This is a genomic window from Acetobacter oryzoeni (assembly GCF_004014775.2).
Lineage (GTDB): Bacteria > Pseudomonadota > Alphaproteobacteria > Acetobacterales > Acetobacteraceae > Acetobacter > Acetobacter oryzoeni.
This window is the reverse complement of the sequence record NZ_CP042808.1, coordinates 688,689-711,114: the sequence shown is the minus strand read 5'-3', so window position 1 is coordinate 711,114 and position 22,426 is coordinate 688,689. Positions and strand designations below refer to the sequence as shown.

Sequence of the window (22,426 nt, the reverse complement as noted above, 5' to 3'; positions counted from 1 at the left end):
CGATCACACTACGCAGAACAGCCATATCCCTAACGGCGGCCAAACAACTTTTCGAGATCGGCCTTGCTGAGCTTCAGCCACGTGGGCCGCCCGTGTGAGCACGTGCCTGCACGGGGTGTTTCTTCCATCTGGCGTAGCAGGGCGTTCATTTCTTCCACGCTCAGCCGGCGCCCGGCCCGAATACTGCCGTGGCAGGCCATGCGGGCAATAACCGCATCAAGCCGCCCATCAAGTGCTGCCATTTCATCCGGCGCACCGTTTTCATCCGCTTCCAGCTCATCGGCCAGATCACGCAGCAGGCTTACGGCATCACTGCTACGTAGCATGGCGGGCAAGGCGCGCACCAAAACGGAGTCGCCGCCAAAGGCTTCAATTTCCACACCCAGTTTTTCCAGCGTGGGTTGGCGGGCCAGCAGTAGTTCAACCTGCACGCGCGGCAGATCCACTACATCGGGCACTAGTAAACGCTGCGCCTGCACATGCCCGCTTAAAAACTGTGCGCGCAAACGCTCATGCGTCAGCCGCTCATGCGCCGCGTGCTGATCCACCAGCACCAAGCTGCCATCTGCGGCTACGGCCAGAATATAGGTGTCCAGCACCTGTGCGATAGCCGCCCCCAACGGGTGATCTGCCGCCGCTGGCTGTAAGGAGGCCCCATAAGCAGGCTCAGCCTGCCCGGTTGCCGGTGGTGCGCTTACCACCGGAGCATCCCACCCAGCACCGGGTGAAGGCATGGCAACAGGCGGCAAGGTTCTGGCTGCCGGGGCATCACCAAACTGCAAGCGGCCTTCTGCAAACCGCACACCCTCTGGCGCGGGAGCATGAAACGCAGGAGCCGGAATAGGCGGTGCGGCCCCTTTTTCTGGCGGATACCAAATACGTGCCTGCCGTGGTGCGGAGGAAAGAACAGGCCGCACACCCACACTGCCAGCCCCATGCTCTAACGCGCGCTGAATGGTGCCAATAACTAGCGAGCGCACGCTGGCTTCATCCGCAAAGCGCAGTTCCGTTTTAGCCGGGTGCACGTTTACATCCACCCTATCCGGCGGCACCGTAAGCATAAGCGCCACCACAGGGTGCCTGCCGGGCTCAATCACGCGCCTATAGGCCACGCGCACGGCGGTTTTAAGCACCGGGTCCACCACAGGGCGGCCATTCACCAGCATGAACTGCCCATTGGCCGTGGACCGATGAACTGATGGCGGGCAGATAAACCCGCTAAGGGTCATGCCATCGCGCTCACCAGAAATTTCTAAAAAACCATCCGCCTCGCTGGCGTCCAGCAGCGCGGCAGACCGGGCGGCCATATCCTGCGCGGGCAGATCAAACAGCACGCGCTCATCCAGCACAAACCGGAAAGCCGTTTGCGGCACAGCCAAGGCCAGACGGCGCACCACGTTTTCAGCGTGTCGGCCTTCCACGCGCGCACTTTTCAGAAACTTACGACGGGCGGGGGTGGCAAAAAACAGGTCTTCCACCACCACACTGGTGCCCGGCGCACCGGCTGCGGGTTCAACGGGGGAAACCTTGCCCCCTTCTACCCGAATACGCCACGCACCACTTTCCCCCCTTGGGCGAGAGGTAATGCACAGCCGCGCTGCCGCCCCGATGGAAGGCAGAGCCTCCCCCCGAAAGCCGAGCGTGCTGATATGCACCAATGTTTCATCGCGCAGTTTGGACGTGCAGTGCCGATCTACCGCCAAAGCCAGATCATCGGCGGACATGCCCACACCATCATCGGTGACGATAATGCGGTCCACACCCCCGCCAGCCAGAGAAACCTCCAGCCTGCGGGCACCTGCATCTATGGCGTTTTCAACCAGTTCCTTCACTGCTGCGGCGGGGCGTTCTATCACCTCACCCGCAGCAATGCGGTTGACAATAACCTCTGGCAGCCGCCGCACATGGGGCGGCGTTTCAGGCTGGTTTGTATCCATACCGGGTTCAGCAAACAGGCCGGACATGGGTTAGACCTTTCCGATCAGAACAGACCGGAACCTTTGGCGTGCTGTGTGGGTGTAACCCCTTTGGTGGGCGAATTACCAAGGGCCGCATTGGTTTTCAGGCGGCGGTTTTCTGCATCTGCATCCACCACAGCCCCGGCCTTACCACCTTTCCAGAACATCAGTTCCTGCACAAAGCCCGAACCGGCTTCACCCAGCTCACCCCGGTCTGGCGCATCAGATGCCTCTGTGGCCTCGTTCACCAGAATGGTCTGGCCTTCACTGGTATCACCGTTTGTGCCGCGCAGCGCCACATCGGGGGAAAGTGTTTCCAGCGCCTGCAGGCGTTCACTTTCATCCTGCCTCCGGTCATCACCCTTTGAGGGCTTTACCAGCTCATCTGATGGCGGCATGGAAAGGGGGGCACGGGTTGTAACCGTGTATTCATCCGGCAGGCTGCGTTCCAGCCCGAAAGCACGGGCGGCTTCGTTCCCTGAGCAGCCACTTAGCAAAAAGCAGCCGCCAAGAAGCAGCAGCGGAGAAATCAGTGTCGAAACACGGCGCGCCATCGTCTGCCTTCCACTCATCCTGAAAAAACACCAAGCCCTTTGGGGGTTACCCGGTTTTTACGTTGTCTTGTTGCTGCCCGCCTGCCAGAAAATTCTGCACCAGCAGCATGCATACGGCGCATACTATAGCGGAATCTGCCACGTTGAATACATACCATGACCACCCAAAAGCGTGGGCATGCAGAAAATCCACCACGGCCCCATAGCGCACACGGTCCATAACGTTGCCAATGGCCCCACCTGTAATGGCCCCAACACACGCAGCAGTAAGTTTGCTGTGGGTGCGAAAAATCCATACCAGAAGGCAGCAGGCCACGGCCAGCGCAATGGCAGAAAACACAATGCGCCCCGCCCCGCCAAGCCCGCCAAACATGCCAAAAGTAACGGCGTGGTTCCATACCATAGTGAAGTTAAGGAACGGCAGCACTTTAACAGAACCCCGTGCGGGCAGATCCAGCCCGTACAGAATCCAGTATTTACTCAGCTGATCTGCTGAAAGCGTAAGCATCAGCACCAGCAGGCCAAGGCCTGCCGGACGCAGCATAAAGGGGCGAGAACTCACGCGCCCTCCTGCCCTGTGTGCGGGCCACCCTGTTGTTCCACCACATCGGCGCAGCGCAGGCACAGGCCAGCGTAATCATCCCGCGTGCCGGTTTCTGGCAAAACCTTCCAGCAGCGCACGCATTTTTCACCGTCTGCAACCTGCACAACCGGCGCACCATGCAGCGTGCCACCTTCATCCCCTTCCACGTAAATGGAGGAAGACGTGGGGTCCACCACCACATCCACGTGGGAGACAATGGCCAGTTCGCTCCAGTTTACACCGGCAAACAATGCGGCTTCTTCTTCAGAGAACGTCAGTTCAACCTGCGCCTGAAGGGAGGAACCGATGGTGCCTTCACGCCGTGCGCCTTCAATTTCCGTGGTGATGATACGCCGCACGGAACGAATACGCGCCCAGCGTTCATCCAATGCCGGATCATTCCATTCTGCGGGCAGTTCCGGGAAGGCCTGTTCATGCACGCTCTGGTCTGGCCCAAAGCGGGATGTCCATGCTTCTTCCGCCGTAAACACCAGCACGGGGGCCAACCATGTTGTCAGGCAGCGGTGCAGAATATCCAGCACCGTGCGGGCTGCGCGGCGTGTGGGGTTGGAAGGTGCATCGCAATACAGCGCATCCTTGCGGATATCGAAGTAGAATGCAGACAGATCCGTGGTGCAGAACCCATGCAGGGCCGGATACACACCCACCCATTCATGCGTTTCCACCGCGCGGGCAATCAGCCCACCCAGTTCTGTGAGGCGATGCAGAACCCAGCGTTCCAGCTCTGGCAGCTCGGCATACGGTACGGCTTCTGCTTCCGTGTAGCCATCCAGCGCACCAAGCAACCAGCGCAGCGTGTTGCGCAGGCGGCGATACAGCTCACCCTGCTGTTTGAGAATTTCCTTGCCAATGCGCAGATCATCATTGGTATCGGAGTTCACCACCCACAGGCGCAGCACGTCTGCACCCAAGTTGTCATTCACATCCTGCGGGGCAATCACGTTGCCGAGGGATTTGGACATCTTGCGGCCCTGTTCATCCAGAACAAAACCGTTGGTCACAACCGCCTTGTAGGGTGAAACGCCGCGCGTACCCACGCTTTCCAGCAAAGAGGACTGGAACCAGCCGCGATGCTGGTCTGAACCTTCCAGATACAGATCAGCAGGGAAGTTCAGCCCCGGCTGGCCCAGCACAAAGGCGTGGGTGGAACCACTTTCAAACCACACATCCACGATATCGAACACCTGATCGTAATCATCCGGGTTCCGATCCGGGCCGAGGAAGCGTGCGGGTTCAGAGCTATACCATGCATCTGCCCCTTCTTCCTTAAAGGCATCTACCACGCGCTGCATCACATCCGCATCACGCAGCACTTCGCCGGTGCGTTTTTCAACAAACACGGCAATGGGCACGCCCCATGCACGCTGGCGGCTGATGCACCAGTCTGGGCGGGTGCGGATCATGGATGTCAGACGGTTGCGCGCCTGTGCGGGCACGAAAGTCACATCTTCCAGCGCCTTGAGGGCTTTTTCACGCAGCGAATCTTCACCATCCATGCGGATGAACCACTGCGGCGTGGCACGGTAGATAACCGGCGCGCGGGAACGCCATGAATGCGGGTAGGAATGCACAATTTCACCACGTCCCACCAAGCCAGCCGGGGCTGTGCCATTGGCGTTGGCATGTTCCATCACGGCTTCCAGCGTGGAGCACACAACATCTGCCGCCTTGAACACATGCGTGCCTGCAAAACCCTGCACCCACGGGGCGTATGTGCCATCAGCCTGCACCACTTCTGGCACTTCCACGCCGTACATGCGGCAAAGCTGGAAGTCATCCTCACCATGAGAAGGCGCCATGTGCACAAGGCCGGTGCCGGCCTCGGTCGTCACAAATTCACCCGGCAGCATGGGTACATCAAAATCATACCCGGCACCACGCAGCGGATGGGAACATACAACCCCCTTCAGCGCGCTGCCCGGCAGGGTGTAGAGGATATGATGCGCAGTAACGTGGGCTTCCTGACAAAAGGCATCCACCAGCGCTTCGGCCACCAGCACCTTTGCGCCGGGCTCAAGCAATGCGCCCTCACCCGTTTCATCCACCCGCAGCACCACGTAGGTGATTTCCGGCCCATAAGCCAAGGCACGGTTGCCGGGAATGGTCCACGGCGTGGTGGTCCAGATCACAACAGACACATCTTCCAGCGCATGGGCTGGCGTGGGGTCCCGCACAACCGGGAAGGCCACCAGAATGGTGGTGGAGGTGTGATCGTGATATTCGATTTCGGCTTCGGCCAGAGCGGTTTTTTCAACCGGGCTCCACATCACGGGCCGCAGGCCACGATACAGCCGCCCGTTGAGCAGGAACTTGCCAATTTCGTTCACAATGGCCGCTTCGGATGAGAAATCCATGGTGGCGTAGCGGTTCTGCCATTCCGCCTGCACGCCAAGCCGCTTGAATTCCTGCATCTGGATATTCAGCCACTCACCCGCATAGGCACGGCATTCGGCACGGAATTCCAGCACAGGCACGGAATCCTTGTCCTTCTTGGCCTTGCGGTATTTTTCTTCCACCTTCCATTCAATGGGAAGGCCGTGGCAATCCCACCCCGGCACGTAGCGCACGCCATAACCAGACATGCGATGGGCGCGGTTGATCACATCCTTGTTGATCTTGTTCATGGCATGGCCAATGTGCAGGTGGCCATTGGCATACGGGGGGCCATCGTGCAGCGTAAACACAGGCCGCCCTTCAGCCTGCTGTTTCAGCCGCGCATCCAGCCCGGTTTCTTCCCACTTTTTCAGCCACTGCGGTTCCTGCTTTGGCAGGCCCCCGCGCATGGGGAAAGAGGTACGGGGCAGGAACACCGTATCACGATACAGATCGGCGGGGGATTGGGTGTCCTGGTCGCTGCTGGATGTGGTCATGAGCGGGTGATGTCACTTCAGTTCGGGTTCATGGTCTGGCCCTGCATGTGCTGGTCAAACCATCTTGCATTCAGGCTCTTATCAAAAAGGACAAGCGCAGGGTCAAGCATGAACGGCCACATTGCAGCCGCAAATTATATTCTGCCCTATCTGCCCGCACTTTTACAGGGGGTTATATGCCTGCCAGTTCGGCGTTCAGAACCATGCGCGCCTGCTGCGCATCCTGCGCGATCTGGGCCTTGAGCTCATCCAGCCCGGCAAAGCGTTGCTCTGGCCGCAGCATTTTGTGCAGCGCTACAGAAAGTGTTTGGCCGTACAGATCACCATCAAAGTCAAACAGGTTTACTTCTACGCGGCTTTCCTGCCCATCGTTAATGGTGGGCCTGCGGCCAATATTAGCCACACCGGGGCGTGTATAACCACCGGGCAGGCGCACCGTTACGGCGTAAACCCCACGTGCGGGCTCCAGATGCCGCCCCAGCGGAATGTTGGCTGTCGGAAAGCCCAGCAAACGCCCGCGTTTATCACCATGCTGCACTTGGCCACGAATAAACCACGGCCGGCCCAGTTCTTCCGCTGCGCGTTCGGGATACCCTTCCTGCAACAGCCGCCGAATACGGGTGGAGGAATATGGCCCTGCGGCATCTGCCAGTGCGGGCACGGATGTAAAGCCCATGCCCAGCTCACCCGTGCGCTCGGCCAGAAACGTAACATCGCCCCCGCGCCGATAGCCGAAAGCAAAATCCGGCCCGCAGGCAACGTGGCGCAGGCACAGGGCATCGTGCAGCACGTCTTCTACAAACCGTTCTGCCGTCATGCGGGAAAACTCTTCATCAAACCCGATCTGGAACACATGCTGCACACCCAGCGCCTGCAGGGCGGCAAAGCGCTCATCCGGCAGGCTCAGGCGGAAAGGTGGGTCCTGCGGGCGAAAGAGTTCACGCGGGTGGGGTTCAAACGTCACAACCGCCAAGGGCAGATCTGGCCGCGCCGCGTGGGTGGAATGAACCAGATGGGCGTGGCCCAGATGCACACCATCAAAATTGCCAAGCGCTGCCGCACAGCCATGCGCTTCCGGCGGAATATCCCGCCAGTTTGTGTGCAACCGGGCTTTCAGCACTTTTTATGCTCCTTCCGGCAGGCCAAACATCTGCCCCGCCTGCGGCAGAGATTGCGCTACAGGGTGGGTAGTACCTGCCACCGTGCCATCTTCCGGGCGGGCAATCTGGCATACACGCAGGCCCGCTTGGGCCGCTGCATCCAGCTCTGCCACCACATCGGACAGAAACAGCACATCCTGCCCCTGCCAGCCACTTTGTTCCAGAATATGGCGATAACTTTGCGCGCTTTTCTTACCACCAACGCGCAGATCAAAAAACGCGCTGAAAAGCGAGGTCAGGTTCCCCTGCTCGGTATAGCCGTAAATCAGCTTCTGCGCGGCTTCGGAACCAGAGGAATACACGGCCAGCGTAAGGCCTGCGGCTTTCCATGCCTTTAAGGTGGGCTCAACATCCGGGTAAAGCTGGGCTTCCAGCTCCCCCTTTTCATACCCCTGCTGCCAGCATAGGCCCTGCAGGCTTTTAAGCGGAGCAACCTTGGCATCTTCCGTCATCCAGCGTTCAAGCTGCTCTAGCGGTGGCACGCCGGGAGCGGCTTGGGCAATCTGTGCCAGTGCTTCCTGCACCACCGGGTTTTCACGCTGTTCCAGCAATGCGGGCAGATGTTTGCGCGCATAGGGGAAAAGCACTTTATGCACAAAAGCCACTGGCAGGGTGGTACCTTCAATATCCAGCAGCACCACGCGCGGAGGAATCCGGGTATCGGCCATCATGCCCTCAATCAGTTTGCGTAAGAAGGAAACTGCCGGGCAATATCGGTGCCTGTATAGCGGGCTACCCAGCCTTCCTTGTGTGTGAAAATGCGCAGCGTGACCATATCTGGCTCTGGCCCGGCATCAAACCAGTGCTTTGTGCCTTCTGGCACAGAAATCAGATCAGTTTGCGTGCATTCCACATCGTAAACATAGCCTGCAATATGCAGAATGAAGTGCCCGCTACCATGTACGAAAAAGCGGATTTCATCTTCACTATGCGTATGTTCGGACAGGAACTTGTCCCGCAATGCCTCACGGTTGGGGGTAGAAGGGCTAACGCGCAGCACATCGGCAGAGCCTGCGCCCGTTTCACCCATCAGCTTGTCCAAAAACGGGCCATACACATCCAGCACGGCCTGCTCATCCGCATCCCTTGGGGGAATTTGTGGGCCTTCCCAACGTTCAAACCGCACGCCTAGTGGCGCCAGAACGCGGGCCATTTCTGCCGGGTCCTGCGTTTGCAGCACGGGGTGTTCAGGGGTGGTATCCTTGTAAACTGTCAGGGAACTCATACGTGCAGTTTCCTTCGCTCAAGCGCGCAGGCCAGCAGGAACTCCAGCCCTTCCAGCCGCGCAAGGGCGGTGGGCATATCCTTGCCCCACACATACACACCGTGGCCACGAATAATGTAGCCCGCTGGCATACCAGTGCCAAAAAAGGGCTCTACCACTTCCGCCAACCGCGCGATGTCCTGATCGTTCTCAAACAAGGGCACCTGCACGGATGTTTCGTGCGTGGTCTGCCCTTCAAACACTTTCAGAACTTCGTAGTCCGCCAGCGTCAGTGCTGCTGTTTCTTCTTCCATGGACAAAACCGTGGAGGCCACTGAATGGCCGTGCAGCACTGCGCCCACTTGCGGAAAATGGCGGTAAATCTGGCAATGCAACAGCGTTTCTGCGCTGGGCCGGTTTTCCGGGCTATGCGGTTTGCCCTGCATATCCACGGTAATAACGTCTGCTGCCTGCAAAAAGCCTTTGTGGCAGCCGGAGCGCGTAATGGCTATGCGGCCATCTGCCAGCCTGCGGCTGATATTGCCTGCTGTGGCAGGCACCCACCCGCGCTGATCCATCCGCTGCCCGGCAAACAGAATATCCTGTACGGCGCGGGCAAAATCCGTAACGGTTTGATCCATGGCGTTCTCTGCCCGTCTTGAACTGGTAGAACCTTACGGCTGAACAGATTTATCTGCTGGTGCAGCTGTGCGCTGCTCCACTGTGGAAGATGCGGGCGGCGGAGCAATATGGCCGTTACCGGGGCGTCCCGTGCCATCATCCATCGATTCATCATCCGCCATGTGCTTCTTGAAGGATTTGATGCCCTTGGCCATGTCACCCATCAACGAGCTGATCTTGCCGCCACCACCAAAAACCACAAGCACAACCACAAGCACGATCAGCCAGTGCCAGATACTTAAGCTACCCATCAAACCAGTCCCCTACACTTGCGGCACCCGGCCAAAATGATCGTGTGCTGCACATCCTTGTTTGTACATGATGGCGGAAACACTTTCTTGCAAGTTTTTCCTTGCGTGGCCTATCCGCCTATTGGGTGTTAACTGCCACCCGTGCCTATTGGTTCAATAAAGCCATAAACCGGATAAACCGTTTTGCCCATGGCATGAATGGGGCTCCACCATACGCGCACACGTGTCCAGTTATTATTGGGTGAAACATCAACCACAGGGGCGTGGCGCGTAACCTGCCCTGGCTCCCAATTTGCGTGATCTACCAGCACCAGGCGCGAATTCTGCACCTGTTTAACAACAGAAACATGGCCCGATGGCAGCCTGCCGGTAGAACGGAACACCAGCACATCCCCCGGACGCGGAGAGGACGTACGCGCATATTGCCCCTGCGCCTGCCCCCACCAACTTGCCGCAGCACCACGCAGGTTTACCGCAGAATGTTCGCGCGCATAGGGCGCACACTGCACAGATCCGTTCCAGCTTCCGCGCCCACCAGCACAGGCGGCAAGCAATAAAGGCAGAACAAGAACAAGGCTACGCTTCACGATTCGGCCCTCAAACGTTGCATCCAGTCCTCCGCTTCTGTGGGGGACATATCCAAAACCTGTTCCGCCACATCCCGCGCATATCCGGCTCGGGCCAGCACACCCAGCGCCTTGTGCCTACGGGCCAGAGCCTGCTCGGTATCGGCCTCATCATCCGCAACATAAGGTGTGGCAAATGGCCCCATCCTGCGTTTGCGGGCCAGAACCAGCGCGGCACATAACTCTCTTTGCGCAGCAGAAAACCCTTCCACCGCATCCTGCAAGGCGGCATCGCGCAGATCAGCTTCCACCCCGCGCGCGGCCAGATGCGCCTGCACCGCCCGGCCAGACCGGCCAGAGCGCACCAGCCTGCGTGCGCGGGATGTGGCAAAACTGGCATCATCCACTGCGCCAAGGCGTACCATTTCTTCTGCTATTTCAGCCACTACGGGGCGCAACGCTTGTGCGGCCTCGGCCACTTCCTCCGTATCTGCTCCGGCTTTGAGGGCCTGCTTCTCCCACCGTGCAATCCGGCGCAGCAGCACCTGTTCCAGCCCGTGGCGCGTGGTGCCAAACCGCGCCAGATGCGCCAAGGCGGCCTCTCGCAACACACGGCGATCAAGCTGCGGAAACCCCGATGATGTATGAGCAGATGAGGAAGAACCAGAATACGTCATTCCCCTTCATTACCCACTCCTTGCGTGCAGGAAAATACGCAACGGGCCATGCCGCGCATGTTGCGTATGCAGAATTTTTTCACACAGAATATTTGACTTTAATCTGCACAAAAGGCCATGATACGCCCGCAATACGGGCCGCCCGCTCACCTTATATCAAGGCAGCGGGCGTTTTTCGTTCTGCATTCCACTTCTCACCATGCAGGTTCAACAACCGCCAACACAAAGACCAGATTCCATGATTTCTGCCCTGATGCCGACATACAAGCGCGCTGATCTCGCCTTTGAGCGGGGAGAAGGCTCCTGGCTGCAAACGTCGGACGGGCGACGATTCCTGGACTTTGCTGCGGGCATTGCCACGTGCTCCATTGGCCACGCACACCCCAAAATGGTGGAAGCCGTAAGCACGCAGGCCGCCAAGGTCATGCACGTATCCAACCTGTTCCAGATTCCGCAGGCGGAAAAGCTGGCACGCAGGCTGGTTGAAAACTCCTTTGCCGATAGCGTGTTCTTCTGCAATTCCGGCGCAGAAGCCAACGAAGGCATGGTCAAGATGGCCCGCCGCGCCCAGATGATGGCAGGCCACCCCGAACGCACAGATATTATCTGCATGGATGGGGCTTTTCATGGCCGCACGCTGGCCATGCTTTCCGCCACCGGCAACCCCAAATATCTGGAAGGCTTTGGTGAGCCCGTAAAAGGCTTCCTGCACGTGCCTTTTAACGACATTGAAGCCGTAAAAGCCGCCATTACCCCCAACACGGCAGCCATTATGCTGGAGCCCATTCAGGGTGAAAGCGGCATTAAGGTAGCCAGCCCGGAATATCTGCGTGCCCTGCGCGCGCTGTGCGATGAAACCGGCGCACTGCTGGCGCTAGATGAGGTGCAGTGTGGCGTTGGCCGCACGGGCCGCCTGTTTGCGCATGAATGGGCGGACATCAAACCCGATATTGTCAGCACGGCCAAAGGTTTGGGCGGGGGCTTCCCCATTGGGGCCATCCTCACCACAGAAACCATTGCCAAGGGCATGACACCGGGCACGCACGGCACCACATTTGGCGGCAACCCGCTGGCCTGTGCGGCTGGCAATGCTGTGCTGGATGTTATTCTGGCCCCCGGCTTTTTAGATCAGGTTTGCACCCGCGCTGCCCTGCTGGATGAACTGCTAGACAGCCTTGTGGCCGATGCGCCGGATATTTTTGCCCAGCGCCGTGGCCTTGGCCTGCTGATAGGCCTGCGCTGCGTGCCCACAGTGGGTGATGTGCAGGGTGCTGCGCAAAATGAAGGCCTGTTGTGCGTAACAGCAGGTGATAACGTGCTGCGCCTTGTGCCGCCCCTTACTGTTTCCGAAGAAGAATGCCGCAAAGCTGTGGCCATGCTGGTGCAGGCTGTCAGCACACTCAGAAAAAATCATAACAACAAGACAGTTCTGGAGCCAACAGCGTGAGCGCCGCCAACATGACCACTGCCCTGCCCTCTTCTTCCTTGGCAACGCCACGCCATTTTCTGGATCTGAAAGATCTGGATGCCGCAACCCTGCGCCAGATTCTGGATGTAGCCGCCAGCATGAAGCGCATGCAGCAGAACCGTCGGTTTCCGCTGCACCCGCGCCAGCCGTTGGCCGGGCGGCAGTTGGGGCTTATCCTTTCCAAGCCTTCCACCCGCACTCGTGTTTCTTTTGAAGTGGGGATCCGCCAGCTTGGGGGGGATGCCGTGGTGCTTAGCCCGCAGGAAATGCAGATTGGCCGTGGTGAAAGCATTGCCGATACAGCCCGCGTGCTCTCCCGCTTTGTAGATGCCATTATGCTGCGCACCGGCAACACAAAAACCATGCACGAACTGGCACAGTGGAGCACGGTACCCGTTATCAACGGCCTTACCCCTCATTCTCATCCGGTGCAGATTCTGGCCGATATCATGACGTTTGAGGAACACCGCGGCCCTGTGCGTGGCCGCACCTTTGCGTGGACGGGCGATGGCAACAACGTGCTTGTCTCTCTTATTGAAGGGGCCGTGCGTTTTGGCTTTGCCCTGCGTGCCGCCACCCCCGCAGACATGAAGCCCCCGCAGGATGTGCTGGACTGGGCCCGTGCCGAAGGCGGTGATGTGGAATGGACGGTAGACCCAAAAGCCGCCGTAAAAGGTGCCGATTGCGTGGTGACGGATACATGGATCAGCATGTCTGATTCCCCCAAGGAAGCCGCCACCCGCATGAGCAAGCTGGAACCCTACCGCGTAAATGCAGATTTAATGGCCCTTGCTGCGCCAGATGCCCTGTTCATGCACTGCCTGCCTGCCCATATAGGGGAAGAAGTAACCAAGGACGTGTTTGAAGGCCCGCATTCTGTGGTGTTTGATGAGGCGGAAAACCGCCTTCATGCCCAGAAAGGCGTGCTGGCATGGACAATGGGTGGCTCAAACTGGACCTCTTTCGGCAAGGAATAAGCACATGAGCGGCACAGACAGAACGGTTTCCATGACATCTACCGAAGATACACCAGCCACCCCCGGCTGGGTGGAAAGCAGTCTGGATGCTATTCTGGCTACGTTGCCGTTCCCGGCAGATAAGCTGGCACCGTTCCGTAATGCCTATCTGGATTGTCTGGCAGGCTGTGGCCGTACGGAAGATCTGGATAGCGAGCACGATGCCTGCCGCAAGGGCCTGCTTGTTGCGCTTAAGGACGGTTTGAACATGGATTCAGAAACCGGCCGCGCCCTTGAACAGAAGCTGGAAAAGCTGGAACTGGATATTTCCGCAGGGGCGTAACTTCCCCTGCTTTCCATCTTACTTTTTTGTCCGCCTGAAAAGCATCCTCAGAGTCCGCACGCGTCAGGCGCACGTTCTTGATATTCCCGTATTCTTGATGGACTCAGGACAAACTTAAATTCCCATGGAAAAACCCGCTTTTCTTGACCGCGACCGCCCAGATGTGCCCGATTTGGTAGTACCCGGTGGTGTAACACCTTTTTATCTGGCTGGTCGGCCCGTGCGTGGCCGGTTGGTGCGTTTGGGCGTGCTGGCCGATACGCTGCTTACACGGCATGATCACCCAGCCCCTGTTACCCGCCTTGCTGGCAAGGCCTTGGCGCTGGTAGCGGCTTTGGCTTCAGCGCTGAAATTTTCAGGCTCTTTTTCACTTCAGATCAAGGGCGATGGCCCTGTTTCCATGCTGGTGGCAGATTGCACCAACACCGGCGCGCTACGCTTTTACGCCCGCACGGATGATGAGGCGCTGGAAACCCTGCTGGCTGAAACACCCAAACCCACAGACCGCGAACTGCTGGGCAACGGCTATATGGCCCTTACGGTGGACCAAGGCCCGGAGATGGACCGCCATCAGGGTATTGTGGAAATTGCAGGGGATGATCTGCCTGCAATGGCCATGCATTACTTTGCCAGCAGTGAGCAGCACGCCTGCTGGATTATGCTGGCCTGCCAGATGACAGATGCCGGCTGGCGCGCAGGTGGCCTGATACTGGAACGCATTGCGGGTGAAGGCGGCAGCCACGTGGTGGAAGATGAAGCCGCAGAAGCCAGCTGGGAAACCGCCACCATTCTGGCAGGCACACTTTCCACCAAGGAACTGCTGGACGACAACCTGCCCACATTGCAGCTTTTGCACCGGCTTTTCCATGAAGAAGACCTGCATGTCAGCCAGCCACGGGCTTTGGCCTTTGGGTGCCGTTGCTCCCGCGCGCGGTTGGCCAATGTGCTGGAAACCTTCCCCAAGGATGATCTGGACCACATGTGCCAAGATGATGGAAACATCGTGATGACGTGCGAATTCTGTAATGTTGATTTTCGCTTTGCACGCAAAAACATTGCCACACAGGCGCAGTAAAACAGTAAATATAGCCGCAAAGTTTGCCAGCAGAGTCCTAAGCGCAATATCTTAAGGCGCTGCTGGTATAAGGTATCTGCCACGGGGTAGGCATTTTTTAGAATGTCGGATAAAGTTCACAAGAGGTTTTGCGCCATGATGCTGTTTTCCCGCATGCGCCTTTCTGGCCTAACAGCCGCGCTGCTGTTTCCTGCCCTGCTGGCAGGCTGCGCGGATCAGAAGCAGCCCACGCAGTTTGCACCACTGCGGTATGATAACCTCAGCCAGATCAACCTTAACGTAAACACCCTGACACTGGTGGATAACACCGTAACCCACCCGGTTGCGGGCGATATCGGCTACAAATCCCCCACCCCGCCCGTGCAGGCCCTGCGCCAGATGGTGCAGGACAGACTGGCCGCCAAAGGGGGCATTACCAGCGCCAATTCCGCCCAGTTTGTAATTGATCGGGCCTCTATCCTGCATGAACCCGGCGGCACGCTACAGGGCCAGATAGATGTGCATCTGGATATTCTAAATCCCGATGGCAGCAAAACCGCACATACAGAAGCCCACGCCACCCAAAGCCTGCACCCAGACCCCACGGAAGATACAGAAAGCCAAGCCAATCTGTACAACGTAACCAAAGGGATGATGGACAGCATCAATACCGAGCTGGACACGCAGGTGCATCGCTCTCTTGGTAAATGGCTGGTGGATGCCGGGGGCATGCCCGTAGATGGTGCCATTCAGGCACAACCTCTCACATCTGATGGTTCACCAGTTGCCGCGACGGGTGCGACCGCCGGTGCTGGTGCCGCAGCTACGCAAGAGGCGCTTTCCCCCGTTTCGGCGGCTAAAACCGGGCAGGCCACATCCCCCGTAACGGTGCCGGAAAATGCTCCTGTTGTTGCGCCCTCTACCGATGCGGCAACGCCGTCTACCACTGGCAGCACAACGGAAGCCAAACCTGCCGCAGCCCCCAAAGCGCAGGACAGTGAACCCAACGCCATCTTCCCGGCAGGTGAGGATGATGATTCGTCCTCAAGTTCCGCCTCTACAAAAGCAACGTCTCCCAAACCGGGTTATCTCAAGCTGCCGTCTCAGCCTCAATAAAGCTGTTACGCTCAACACAGCACCTTAACTACCAAGCTCATACGGCCCCCACTGCTGCACAACATTGCACTGCGGCGGTGGGGCCGCCATAAAGCAGGGCATGAGTGCTTCTGCCCCCAGCCTGAACCCGTTTTCCATTGCGCAGGGTCTGCCTGTGCAGGATGTGCTGCCAGAACTTTGCGCGGTGCTGGCTCATCCTCCCACCACAGATCATCCGGCATCCGCCATTCTGGTGGCCCCGCCCGGTGCAGGTAAAACTACATCTGTGCCGCCCGTGCTGGCGGCTGCGGCATGGCGTGCACCATCTGATAAAATTATCATGCTGGAACCGCGCAGGTTGGCCGCACGTGCCGCAGCACAGCGCATTGCATCGCTCATGGGGGAAGATGTTGGCGGTTTTGTTGGGTTCCGCACCCGGCTGGAATCCGCTGTTTCTGACCGCACCCGTATTGAGGTGCTGACAGAAGGCCTGTTCCTGCGCCGCCTGCTGGGTGACCCCATGCTGGAAGGCGTGGCCTGCGTTATTCTGGATGAAATACACGAACGCTCATTAGATGCAGATCTGGCACTGGCTTTCTGCCTGGATCTGCAACGCACCTTGCGGCCTGATCTGCGCCTTGTGGCCATGTCCGCTACTGCGGAAACAGAACGCCTTGCCGCGCTGATGCACGCCCCTGTGCTGACAAGCGAAGGGCGGATGTTCCCGCTTACCGTCCACCATGCCAAGCACGATATTCCCAGCCTGCGCGATATTTCCACCGCCACAGCAACAGGCGTGCGGCAGGCTCTGGCGGAAACAGAAGGCGATATTCTCACCTTTCTGCCCGGCACGGGAGAAATCCGCCGTGTGATGCAGCTTCTGGAGGGCGTGCCCGCTACAGTGCTGCCCCTGCATGGTGAATTGCACCCGGCAGAACAGGCCCGCGTACTGCGCCCCGGAAATGAAGGGGAACGGCGGGTTATTTTGGCAACCTCTATAGCCGAAACATCTCTTACCGTGCCCGGCGTGCGCGTTGTGGTGGATTGCGGATTCCGCCGTGTGCCAAGGTTTGATGCCGGGGCTGGGCTTTCCCGGCTGGATACGGTGCGTATTTCCAAGGCCGCCGCACGGCAACGTGCAGGCCGCGCGGGGCGAGAGGCTCCGGGTATTGCGTATTGCCTATGGTCTGCCCATACCGAGCGCGCCTTGCCGCAACATGACAGGCCAGAAATTCTGGAAGCCGATCTGTCTGATTTTGTGCTGGCAACCGCCTTGTGGGCCGATACGGTGGGTTCAGCCGATACGCCGCTTCCGCTGCCAGATCAGCCCTCCGGCAGCGCGGTAGCCGCCGCAAAGGAATTGTTGATTCTGCTGGGCGCGCTGGATGATGCGGGCCAGATTACAAAACTGGGCCGCAGCATGGCCGATCTGGGCACGCACCCGCGCCTTGCCGCCATGATGTTGGCCGCCCGCACTGCCGAGGAAGCCGCGCTGGCCGCAGATCTTGCTGCCCTGCTGGAAGAACGAGACCCCCTGCGCCCACGCGCTGCAGGGCGTGGTGGGCCGCCGCCCATTCCGCCCGCAGATATTACCCTCAGGCTGGATCTGATTGCGGGGGAAGATAACAACCCGCAGGCAGACCGTGGCGCCTTGGCCCGCATTCGGCAGGCAGCGGCCCGTTTTCGCACACGTATGGGGTTGAAGGCGCGCCACCCGGCCGCGGGTGATGCCGCAGCCCTTCTGGCCGCAGGCTTTCCTGATCGTATTGCCCTGTGCCGGGGGGATATGGGCAGTTACCGCATGGCCAATGGCAGCAATGCCCGCCTGCGCCGCGATGATGGGCTGGCAAAACACAAGCTGCTGGCGGTGGCGGGCCTGCACCTGCGCACCGCTGCCGAAATACGCATGGCGGCCCCGTTGGATAGCAACGCCCTGCCCCCAGCCCTGCTGGAGCGCACGCGTGAACAGGTTGAAACCACGCTAGACCCCGTATCGGGCAACATCATGGCCCGCAGGCGCACCCGCATTGGCTGCCTTGTGCTGCGCGACCGCACAGAAAAAGTAAAACCGGAAGATGCAGGCCCACTTCTGCTGGCACAGGCCAAGGAGGCGCCGGAAACCACGCTCAACTGGTCAGACGCCGTGCGGCAGCTTCAAGCCCGTGTGGAACTGGCCCGCACCCTGCCCGGTGGCACCGGCATGGAAGAAGCTTGGCCAGATTTTTCCTCCACAGCCCTTGCTGGCTGTATGGATGAATGGCTGACCCCATATGTTGAAGGCTGCACATCCATCACCGCATTGCGGGAGCTGGACATCCTCAGCCTACTGCGCACTTATCTGGGTTACGCCCGCACAAGCTGGCTGGATAAGGAACTGCCGACCTCTCTGCCCTTCCCCGGCGGTGTGGCGGAGGTAGATTATACGCAGCCCGTGCCTGTGGCCTCGGCTCGTGCCCAAGCCTTTTATGGCACGGCGGAAACACCCAAACTTGCCGGAGGGCGCGTGCCGTTGCGGCTGGCGCTGCTTTCTCCCGCAGGGCGGCCTCAGGCCATTACGGCGGATCTGGCTGGGTTTTGGCAAGGTGGCTGGGCAGACATGCGGCGCGATATGCGGGGGCGTTACCCCAAGCATGAATGGCCAGAAAACCCGGCACTGGCCCCAGCACGCCCACGCGCCAAACGCAGCTGAGGCCTATGGACGTGGCGCAAACAACACCCTCGCGCCATAAAAACGTACCAGATCAAGGGCAAACCCGTATAGCCGGTTGCATAAAGCAGATAATCCGGGCCACAAGTTTGTAATGTCTGGAGCTTTATTGCCATTTCCATGAAGACGCTTCTACGGAACCTGCCCGCACTGGCCGTAGCCTGCTTTTCCCTTCAGGAAACAGGCGCGCACCATTTGGCACAGGCTGCATCTCTCCCGACATTTGAGCCCGCAGTGCCGCTGGTTTCTGGCGGGCCTATCAGCTTTGCGCCTTTGGTGCGCAAGGTTGTGCCCGCTGTGGTGAATATTTCTGTTACGCGAGATTCGGATACCAGCGCCAAACACAAGCTGCCATCCACCGTTAAAGGCACCCCGCTGGAAAAGCGCTACCGCGAACGCATGCGCCGCCATCGGGATGAGCTGCTTGGGGCGGGTTCGGGCTTTATTGTAGACCCCGAAGGCACCATTGTTACCAATGGCCACGTGGTGGAAGATGCAGACAAAATTACCGTGGCCCTTTCCAGTGGCAAGGAATTTACAGCCACACTGGCCGGTATAGATAACCTAACAGATATTGCCGTTATAAAAATCAGCTCCCCACAGCCTCTCCCCTACGTAACATGGGGGGATAGCAGGCTGGTGCAGGTGGGGGACTGGATTATGGCTGCGGGCAACCCGTTTGGCTTGGGGTCATCCGTAACCGCAGGCATTGTTTCTGCCCGTGGGCGCGATATCGGCACCAGTCCGTTTGATGATTTTCTGCAACTGGATGCCCCCATAAACCCCGGCAATTCCGGCGGCCCCACGTTTAACCTTGCCGGGCAGGTGGTGGCGCTTAACACCGCCATTGTTTCCCCCACAGGTGGCTCTGTGGGGCTTGGGTTTTCCATCCCCTCCGAAATTGTCATCCCCATTGTGGAAACCCTGCGGCAGGCCGGGCATATCGAGCGTGGCTGGCTGGGCGCCACGCTGGAAGATATCATGACCCATAACGGCACGCAGGTAACAGAGGTGGACCGCAACGGCCCCGCTGCCAAAGGCGGGCTGAAAAAGGGTGATATCATTGTGGGCATGAATAACGAGCATGTAGAAACCGCCCGCGCCATGATACGCGCCGTGGCATCCGCCAAGCCGGGGCTGGATGCGCAGTTGAACGTGCTGCGCAATAATCAGCCCATAACCCTGACCATTCGCATTGGCCGCCGCCCCAAATGGGAGGACGGCAACGGGGGCAAATAACCCCCCTGTCCGCTTTTTAGATCATATCCAGCGGTGTTTTTTTGGTAGGCGGCGGAAACGCTGCATCCAACTGGGCCAGATCCTGCTCTGTCAGTTCAAGGTCTCGCGCAGCCAGATTCTGCTTCATGTGCTCGTGCGAGGCCGCTTTGGGAATAGCCAGCACATTGTTCTGGCGCAGCACCCATGCCAGCGCAATTTGTGCCGGTGTGGCCGGGCCAAGCGCTGTGCTGTGCCTGCTGGCAATATCTGCCAGAACCGGGCTTTTGAGCAGTTCCTGCCCCTGCCCGATGGGGGAATAAGCCATGGTCACAATTTTGCGGCGATAATCCGTTTTCAACAGATCATATTCCACGCCGCGATGTTCCAGATTGTACAATACCTGGTTGGCAACACATTCCCCAATGCGGGAACATCCATCCAGTTCATACACATCGTCTGTATCAAAGTTTGAAACACCCCAATGGCGGATCAAACCTTCCTGTTGCAGCTTGCGAAAGGCATCTACCGTTTCGCCCAACGGCACACCGCCACGCCAGTGCAGAAGGTACAGGTCTATCCAATCCGTTCCCAAACGGCGCAAAGACTTCCGGCAACTTTCCGCCACACCTTGGGAAGATGCGTTTGAAGGTAAAACTTTGGTAACCAGAAAAACCTTTTTGCGGTAAGGATAAATGGCCTCTCCCACCACACTTTCGGAGCGGCCATTGCCGTACATTTCGGCTGTATCCACCACCTGCACGCCGTTTAATACGGCATAGCGCAGGCTTTCCACTTCCTCTGGCCAACGGGCGGGTTCTTCACCCATATTCCACGTACCTACCCCCAAAGCGGGCAGAACAGTGCCATCGGCCAGCGTTACTGTTTTTGCCATTGCGCCGGTTCTCCTTTGCCAAACAGGCGGCTTATCTGCCTGTTAATTTTCTAAACGCGTTCAATCAGCCTTCTGCCCGCAGGTAAGGCTGGATATACTAACACGTATGACTCAGATTGGTTTTTACCACCTTACGCGCACAAGCGTGACCGAGGCCCTGCCCAAACTGCTGGCCCGCACACTGGCCAGCGGGCAAAAAGCCGCTGTGTGGTGCGCCAGCAAACCCATGCTGGATGATCTGGACAAAGCCTTGTGGAAAGTGACCACCCCAACATGGCTGCCACATGGGCGCGAAGGCATTGCCTGCCCGGATCTGCAACCTATCTGGCTGAGCATGGGGGAAGATACCCCCAATAATGCGCGCTTTCTGTTTTTGCTGGAAAACCGCAGCTTTCCCGATCTGGCGGATTTTGAACGGGTGTTTGACCTGTTTGACGGGCATGATGAGGAAGCCGTTGCTGCCGCCCGCACGCGCTGGAGTGCCGCCAAAGCCGCAGGGCATGAACTGGCTTACTGGCGGCAGGAAGAAAAAGGCTGGAACCGCGCCCGGTAAATCTACCGCAACGCTCTTCCAGCCTTTGGTCTTATACCAACTGCTTTAAATTACAGCGGGTTCAGTCTTTGGGTTCGTATTCGTAGCCATCACGCACAAAACGGTCGAGCAGACGCACACCAAAGCCAGTTGCACCTTTGGGCTGGCCATTCTGTGCCTTGGATGCCCAAGCCACACCGGCAATATCCAGATGTGCCCAAGGTGTTTCACCCACAAAGCGCTTGAGAAACTGCGCTGCGGTAATGGAACCACCCGCACGGCCACCGCTGATGTTTTTCATATCCGCAATGTCGGATTTCAGCAGGGCATCATATTCCTTGCCCATGGGCATACGCCACAGCTTTTCACCCGCAAACGCACCGGCATCTGCAAGGCCCGCGGCAAGCTGATCGTTATTGGAGAACAGGCCCGCATATTCGTGCCCAAGGCTGATGATAATGGCACCCGTAAGCGTTGCCAGATCCACCATAATCTGCGGTGCAAAGCGTTCACGCGCATACCAGAGAATATCTGCCAGCACCAAGCGCCCTTCGGCATCGGTGTTCAGCACTTCAATGGTCTGGCCAGAGGCACTGCGCACCACATCGCCGGGGCGCTGGGCGGTGCCAGACACCATGTTTTCCACCAGCCCCACAACACCAACGGCGTTAACCTTGGCCTTACGCCCAGCCAGTGCTGTAAGCAGGCCAGTTACCGTAGCGGCACCAGCCATATCCCACTTCATGTCTTCCATGCCAGCGGCAGGCTTGATGGAGATACCACCGGAATCGAACGTCACGCCTTTGCCAATAAAGGCCAGCGGGGCTTCATCCTTATTGGCAGCACCATTCCAGCGCAGGATCACGGTGCGCGGTTCGTTCGCACTGCCCTGTGCCACGCCAAGCAGCGCGCCAAAGCCCAGCTTTTCCATGGCAGCGCGGTCCAGCACTTCCACTTCCAGCCCCAAACTCTTCAAGGTGGTGGCGCGTTCTGCAAATTCTACCGGATTCAGCACATTTGCGGGTTCGGTCACCAAATCACGCGTCAGCACCACACCACGTGCCACGGCGGAAAGGGATGGCCATGCTTCTTCTGCGGCATCCACATGGTCTGTCAGAACAGAAAGTTCAGCCAAGCGATGGTTTTTGCTGGCTTCTGGCGCACCATGATACAGGCCAAAGTGGTAAGCCCCCAGCACGGCACCCAATGCAGCATGTGCTGCCAGCACGCCGGACAGATCACCCACAGCCAAAGTTGCCTGCTCATCACGGCCCAAGCGAGATGCCGCAGCGCCACCGGCCTTTTCTGCGGCCCAGGCATCTACGGCTTCCAGCTTGCCAATGCCAATCAGCACCACGCGTTCAAACGCATCGGATGGTGCCAGCACAACGCAGGCGGTGCCTTCCTTGCCTGTAAAATCATCCGCTTTGGCTGCGCGGGTAAGCGCGCCGTTGGTGGCTTTATCGGCTTGCTGAAAAATGGCAGAGCGTTTTTCCCCTTCCGGCACCAAAATGGCCAGAGCGCCACCTGCTGGCAGCGAAGCGGAAGAAAACTTGATCTGAAGCATGGTGTTTACTGCCCTTTCTGTAAACTCATCCTTCCTGCGTACGTCTCCCCCGGCGGCTTGGCAATAGGA

21 protein-coding genes are annotated in these 22,426 nt (G+C 58.6%); 8 read left to right on the top strand and 13 right to left on the bottom strand.

The window, feature by feature from the left end:
• Positions 1 to 29: 29 nt before the first annotated feature.
• The 11 genes from mutL to EOV40_RS03420 all read right to left on the bottom strand — a co-directional run bounded on the left by mutL (position 30) and on the right by EOV40_RS03420 (position 10,525).
• The gene (mutL, locus tag EOV40_RS03470; RefSeq protein ID WP_128105053.1) at positions 30 to 1,964 is read right to left on the bottom strand and encodes a DNA mismatch repair endonuclease MutL; all 1,935 of its coding nucleotides are present in this window, start codon (positions 1,962 to 1,964) and stop codon (positions 30 to 32) included.
• A 17-nt stretch (positions 1,965 to 1,981) separates the two neighbouring features.
• Entirely contained in the window at positions 1,982 to 2,512 is a 531-nt protein-coding gene (locus EOV40_RS03465; RefSeq protein WP_050819450.1) for a DUF3035 domain-containing protein, read from the bottom strand.
• 46 nt (positions 2,513 to 2,558) lie between these two features.
• Positions 2,559 to 3,074 carry a signal peptidase II gene (gene lspA / locus EOV40_RS03460; RefSeq protein ID WP_050819449.1) on the bottom strand — a complete coding sequence of 172 codons (516 nt, stop codon included), beginning with the start codon at positions 3,072 to 3,074 and terminating at the stop codon, positions 2,559 to 2,561.
• Positions 3,071 to 5,986: an isoleucine--tRNA ligase gene (gene ileS / locus EOV40_RS03455; RefSeq protein ID WP_128105052.1), complete on the bottom strand. Its 2,916-nt coding sequence runs from the start codon at positions 5,984 to 5,986 to the stop codon at positions 3,071 to 3,073. Before ileS ends, lspA begins: the two co-directional genes overlap by 4 nt.
• Positions 5,987 to 6,158: 172 nt before the next feature.
• The gene (locus EOV40_RS03450) at positions 6,159 to 7,106 is read right to left on the bottom strand and encodes a bifunctional riboflavin kinase/FAD synthetase (RefSeq protein WP_196332534.1); all 948 of its coding nucleotides are present in this window, start codon (positions 7,104 to 7,106) and stop codon (positions 6,159 to 6,161) included.
• A 3-nt stretch (positions 7,107 to 7,109) separates the two neighbouring features.
• Positions 7,110 to 7,814, bottom strand: a complete 705-nt coding sequence (mtnC, locus tag EOV40_RS03445; RefSeq protein WP_128106185.1) for an acireductone synthase — start codon at positions 7,812 to 7,814, stop codon at positions 7,110 to 7,112.
• Between the two features lie 11 nt (positions 7,815 to 7,825).
• On the bottom strand, positions 7,826 to 8,371 hold the full coding sequence (locus EOV40_RS03440) for a 1,2-dihydroxy-3-keto-5-methylthiopentene dioxygenase (protein WP_003628423.1): 546 nt from the start codon (positions 8,369 to 8,371) through the stop codon (positions 7,826 to 7,828).
• Positions 8,368 to 8,991, bottom strand: a complete 624-nt coding sequence (locus EOV40_RS03435) for a methylthioribulose 1-phosphate dehydratase (RefSeq protein ID WP_128105051.1) — start codon at positions 8,989 to 8,991, stop codon at positions 8,368 to 8,370. The genes EOV40_RS03440 and EOV40_RS03435 overlap by 4 nt, the downstream gene beginning before the upstream one ends.
• Before the next feature lie 33 nt (positions 8,992 to 9,024).
• Complete coding sequence (locus EOV40_RS03430; RefSeq protein ID WP_128105050.1) at positions 9,025 to 9,282, bottom strand: twin-arginine translocase TatA/TatE family subunit; 258 nt, start codon at positions 9,280 to 9,282, stop codon at positions 9,025 to 9,027.
• 128 nt (positions 9,283 to 9,410) lie between these two features.
• A complete protein-coding gene (locus tag EOV40_RS03425) occupies positions 9,411 to 9,869 on the bottom strand; it encodes a CHAP domain-containing protein (protein WP_128105049.1) in 459 nt (152 codons plus the stop codon).
• Positions 9,866 to 10,525 (bottom strand): RecX family transcriptional regulator, encoded by a 660-nt coding sequence (locus EOV40_RS03420; RefSeq protein ID WP_050819443.1) that lies wholly within the window; start codon positions 10,523 to 10,525, stop codon positions 9,866 to 9,868. The genes EOV40_RS03425 and EOV40_RS03420 overlap by 4 nt, the downstream gene beginning before the upstream one ends.
• A 199-nt stretch (positions 10,526 to 10,724) precedes the next feature.
• Between EOV40_RS03420 and EOV40_RS03415 the strand changes: the two genes are divergently transcribed.
• The 7 genes from EOV40_RS03415 to EOV40_RS03380 all read left to right on the top strand — a co-directional run bounded on the left by EOV40_RS03415 (position 10,725) and on the right by EOV40_RS03380 (position 19,387).
• Complete coding sequence (locus EOV40_RS03415) at positions 10,725 to 11,972, top strand: aspartate aminotransferase family protein (RefSeq protein ID WP_208729256.1); 1,248 nt, start codon at positions 10,725 to 10,727, stop codon at positions 11,970 to 11,972.
• Positions 11,973 to 11,983: 11 nt separating this feature from the next.
• Positions 11,984 to 12,970 (top strand): ornithine carbamoyltransferase, encoded by a 987-nt coding sequence (gene argF, locus EOV40_RS03410; RefSeq protein ID WP_050820365.1) that lies wholly within the window; start codon positions 11,984 to 11,986, stop codon positions 12,968 to 12,970.
• A gap of 4 nt (positions 12,971 to 12,974) precedes the next feature.
• Positions 12,975 to 13,292, top strand: a complete 318-nt coding sequence (locus tag EOV40_RS03405) for a hypothetical protein (protein WP_050819440.1) — start codon at positions 12,975 to 12,977, stop codon at positions 13,290 to 13,292.
• A gap of 124 nt (positions 13,293 to 13,416) precedes the next feature.
• Entirely contained in the window at positions 13,417 to 14,367 is a 951-nt protein-coding gene (gene hslO, locus EOV40_RS03400; protein WP_128105047.1) for an Hsp33 family molecular chaperone HslO, read from the top strand.
• Positions 14,368 to 14,502: 135 nt separating this feature from the next.
• Positions 14,503 to 15,462, top strand: a complete 960-nt coding sequence (locus EOV40_RS03395; RefSeq protein WP_128105046.1) for a hypothetical protein — start codon at positions 14,503 to 14,505, stop codon at positions 15,460 to 15,462.
• Between the two features lie 100 nt (positions 15,463 to 15,562).
• A complete protein-coding gene (hrpB, locus tag EOV40_RS03390; RefSeq protein ID WP_128105045.1) occupies positions 15,563 to 18,130 on the top strand; it encodes an ATP-dependent helicase HrpB in 2,568 nt (855 codons plus the stop codon).
• Between the two features lie 138 nt (positions 18,131 to 18,268).
• On the top strand, positions 18,269 to 19,387 hold the full coding sequence (locus tag EOV40_RS03380) for a S1C family serine protease (protein ID WP_128105044.1): 1,119 nt from the start codon (positions 18,269 to 18,271) through the stop codon (positions 19,385 to 19,387).
• Between the two features lie 16 nt (positions 19,388 to 19,403).
• Here the strand turns inward: EOV40_RS03380 and EOV40_RS03375 are convergent, their stop codons facing one another.
• Positions 19,404 to 20,258, bottom strand: coding sequence for an aldo/keto reductase (locus tag EOV40_RS03375; protein WP_050819435.1), 855 nt, complete (start codon positions 20,256 to 20,258; stop codon positions 19,404 to 19,406).
• A gap of 106 nt (positions 20,259 to 20,364) precedes the next feature.
• On the opposite strand from EOV40_RS03375, the gene EOV40_RS03370 reads away from it, so the two are divergent.
• Entirely contained in the window at positions 20,365 to 20,811 is a 447-nt protein-coding gene (locus EOV40_RS03370; RefSeq protein ID WP_050819434.1) for a DNA polymerase III subunit chi, read from the top strand.
• Positions 20,812 to 20,872: 61 nt separating this feature from the next.
• Here EOV40_RS03370 and EOV40_RS03365 read toward each other — a convergent pair whose 3' ends face one another.
• Positions 20,873 to 22,357 (bottom strand): leucyl aminopeptidase, encoded by a 1,485-nt coding sequence (locus tag EOV40_RS03365; RefSeq protein ID WP_128105043.1) that lies wholly within the window; start codon positions 22,355 to 22,357, stop codon positions 20,873 to 20,875.
• Positions 22,358 to 22,426 lie beyond the last annotated feature (69 nt).

Coding starts and splice junctions, on each gene's coding strand:
- EOV40_RS03415 (WP_208729256.1), top strand. CDS start 10,725: ATGCAGGTTCAACAACCGCCAACACAAAGACCAGATTCCATGATTTCT.
- EOV40_RS03420 (WP_050819443.1), bottom strand. CDS start 10,525: ATGACGTATTCTGGTTCTTCCTCATCTGCTCATACATCATCGGGGTTT.
- hrpB (WP_128105045.1), top strand. CDS start 15,563: ATGAGTGCTTCTGCCCCCAGCCTGAACCCGTTTTCCATTGCGCAGGGT.
- EOV40_RS03440 (WP_003628423.1), bottom strand. CDS start 8,371: ATGAGTTCCCTGACAGTTTACAAGGATACCACCCCTGAACACCCCGTG.
- mtnC (WP_128106185.1), bottom strand. CDS start 7,814: ATGGCCGATACCCGGATTCCTCCGCGCGTGGTGCTGCTGGATATTGAA.
- EOV40_RS03370 (WP_050819434.1), top strand. CDS start 20,365: ATGACTCAGATTGGTTTTTACCACCTTACGCGCACAAGCGTGACCGAG.
- EOV40_RS03435 (WP_128105051.1), bottom strand. CDS start 8,991: ATGGATCAAACCGTTACGGATTTTGCCCGCGCCGTACAGGATATTCTG.
- EOV40_RS03395 (WP_128105046.1), top strand. CDS start 14,503: ATGATGCTGTTTTCCCGCATGCGCCTTTCTGGCCTAACAGCCGCGCTG.
- argF (WP_050820365.1), top strand. CDS start 11,984: ATGACCACTGCCCTGCCCTCTTCTTCCTTGGCAACGCCACGCCATTTT.
- EOV40_RS03365 (WP_128105043.1), bottom strand. CDS start 22,357: ATGCTTCAGATCAAGTTTTCTTCCGCTTCGCTGCCAGCAGGTGGCGCT.
- EOV40_RS03375 (WP_050819435.1), bottom strand. CDS start 20,258: ATGGCAAAAACAGTAACGCTGGCCGATGGCACTGTTCTGCCCGCTTTG.
- ileS (WP_128105052.1), bottom strand. CDS start 5,986: ATGACCACATCCAGCAGCGACCAGGACACCCAATCCCCCGCCGATCTG.
- EOV40_RS03380 (WP_128105044.1), top strand. CDS start 18,269: ATGAAGACGCTTCTACGGAACCTGCCCGCACTGGCCGTAGCCTGCTTT.
- EOV40_RS03465 (WP_050819450.1), bottom strand. CDS start 2,512: ATGGCGCGCCGTGTTTCGACACTGATTTCTCCGCTGCTGCTTCTTGGC.
- EOV40_RS03430 (WP_128105050.1), bottom strand. CDS start 9,282: ATGGGTAGCTTAAGTATCTGGCACTGGCTGATCGTGCTTGTGGTTGTG.
- hslO (WP_128105047.1), top strand. CDS start 13,417: ATGGAAAAACCCGCTTTTCTTGACCGCGACCGCCCAGATGTGCCCGAT.
- EOV40_RS03405 (WP_050819440.1), top strand. CDS start 12,975: ATGAGCGGCACAGACAGAACGGTTTCCATGACATCTACCGAAGATACA.
- mutL (WP_128105053.1), bottom strand. CDS start 1,964: ATGTCCGGCCTGTTTGCTGAACCCGGTATGGATACAAACCAGCCTGAA.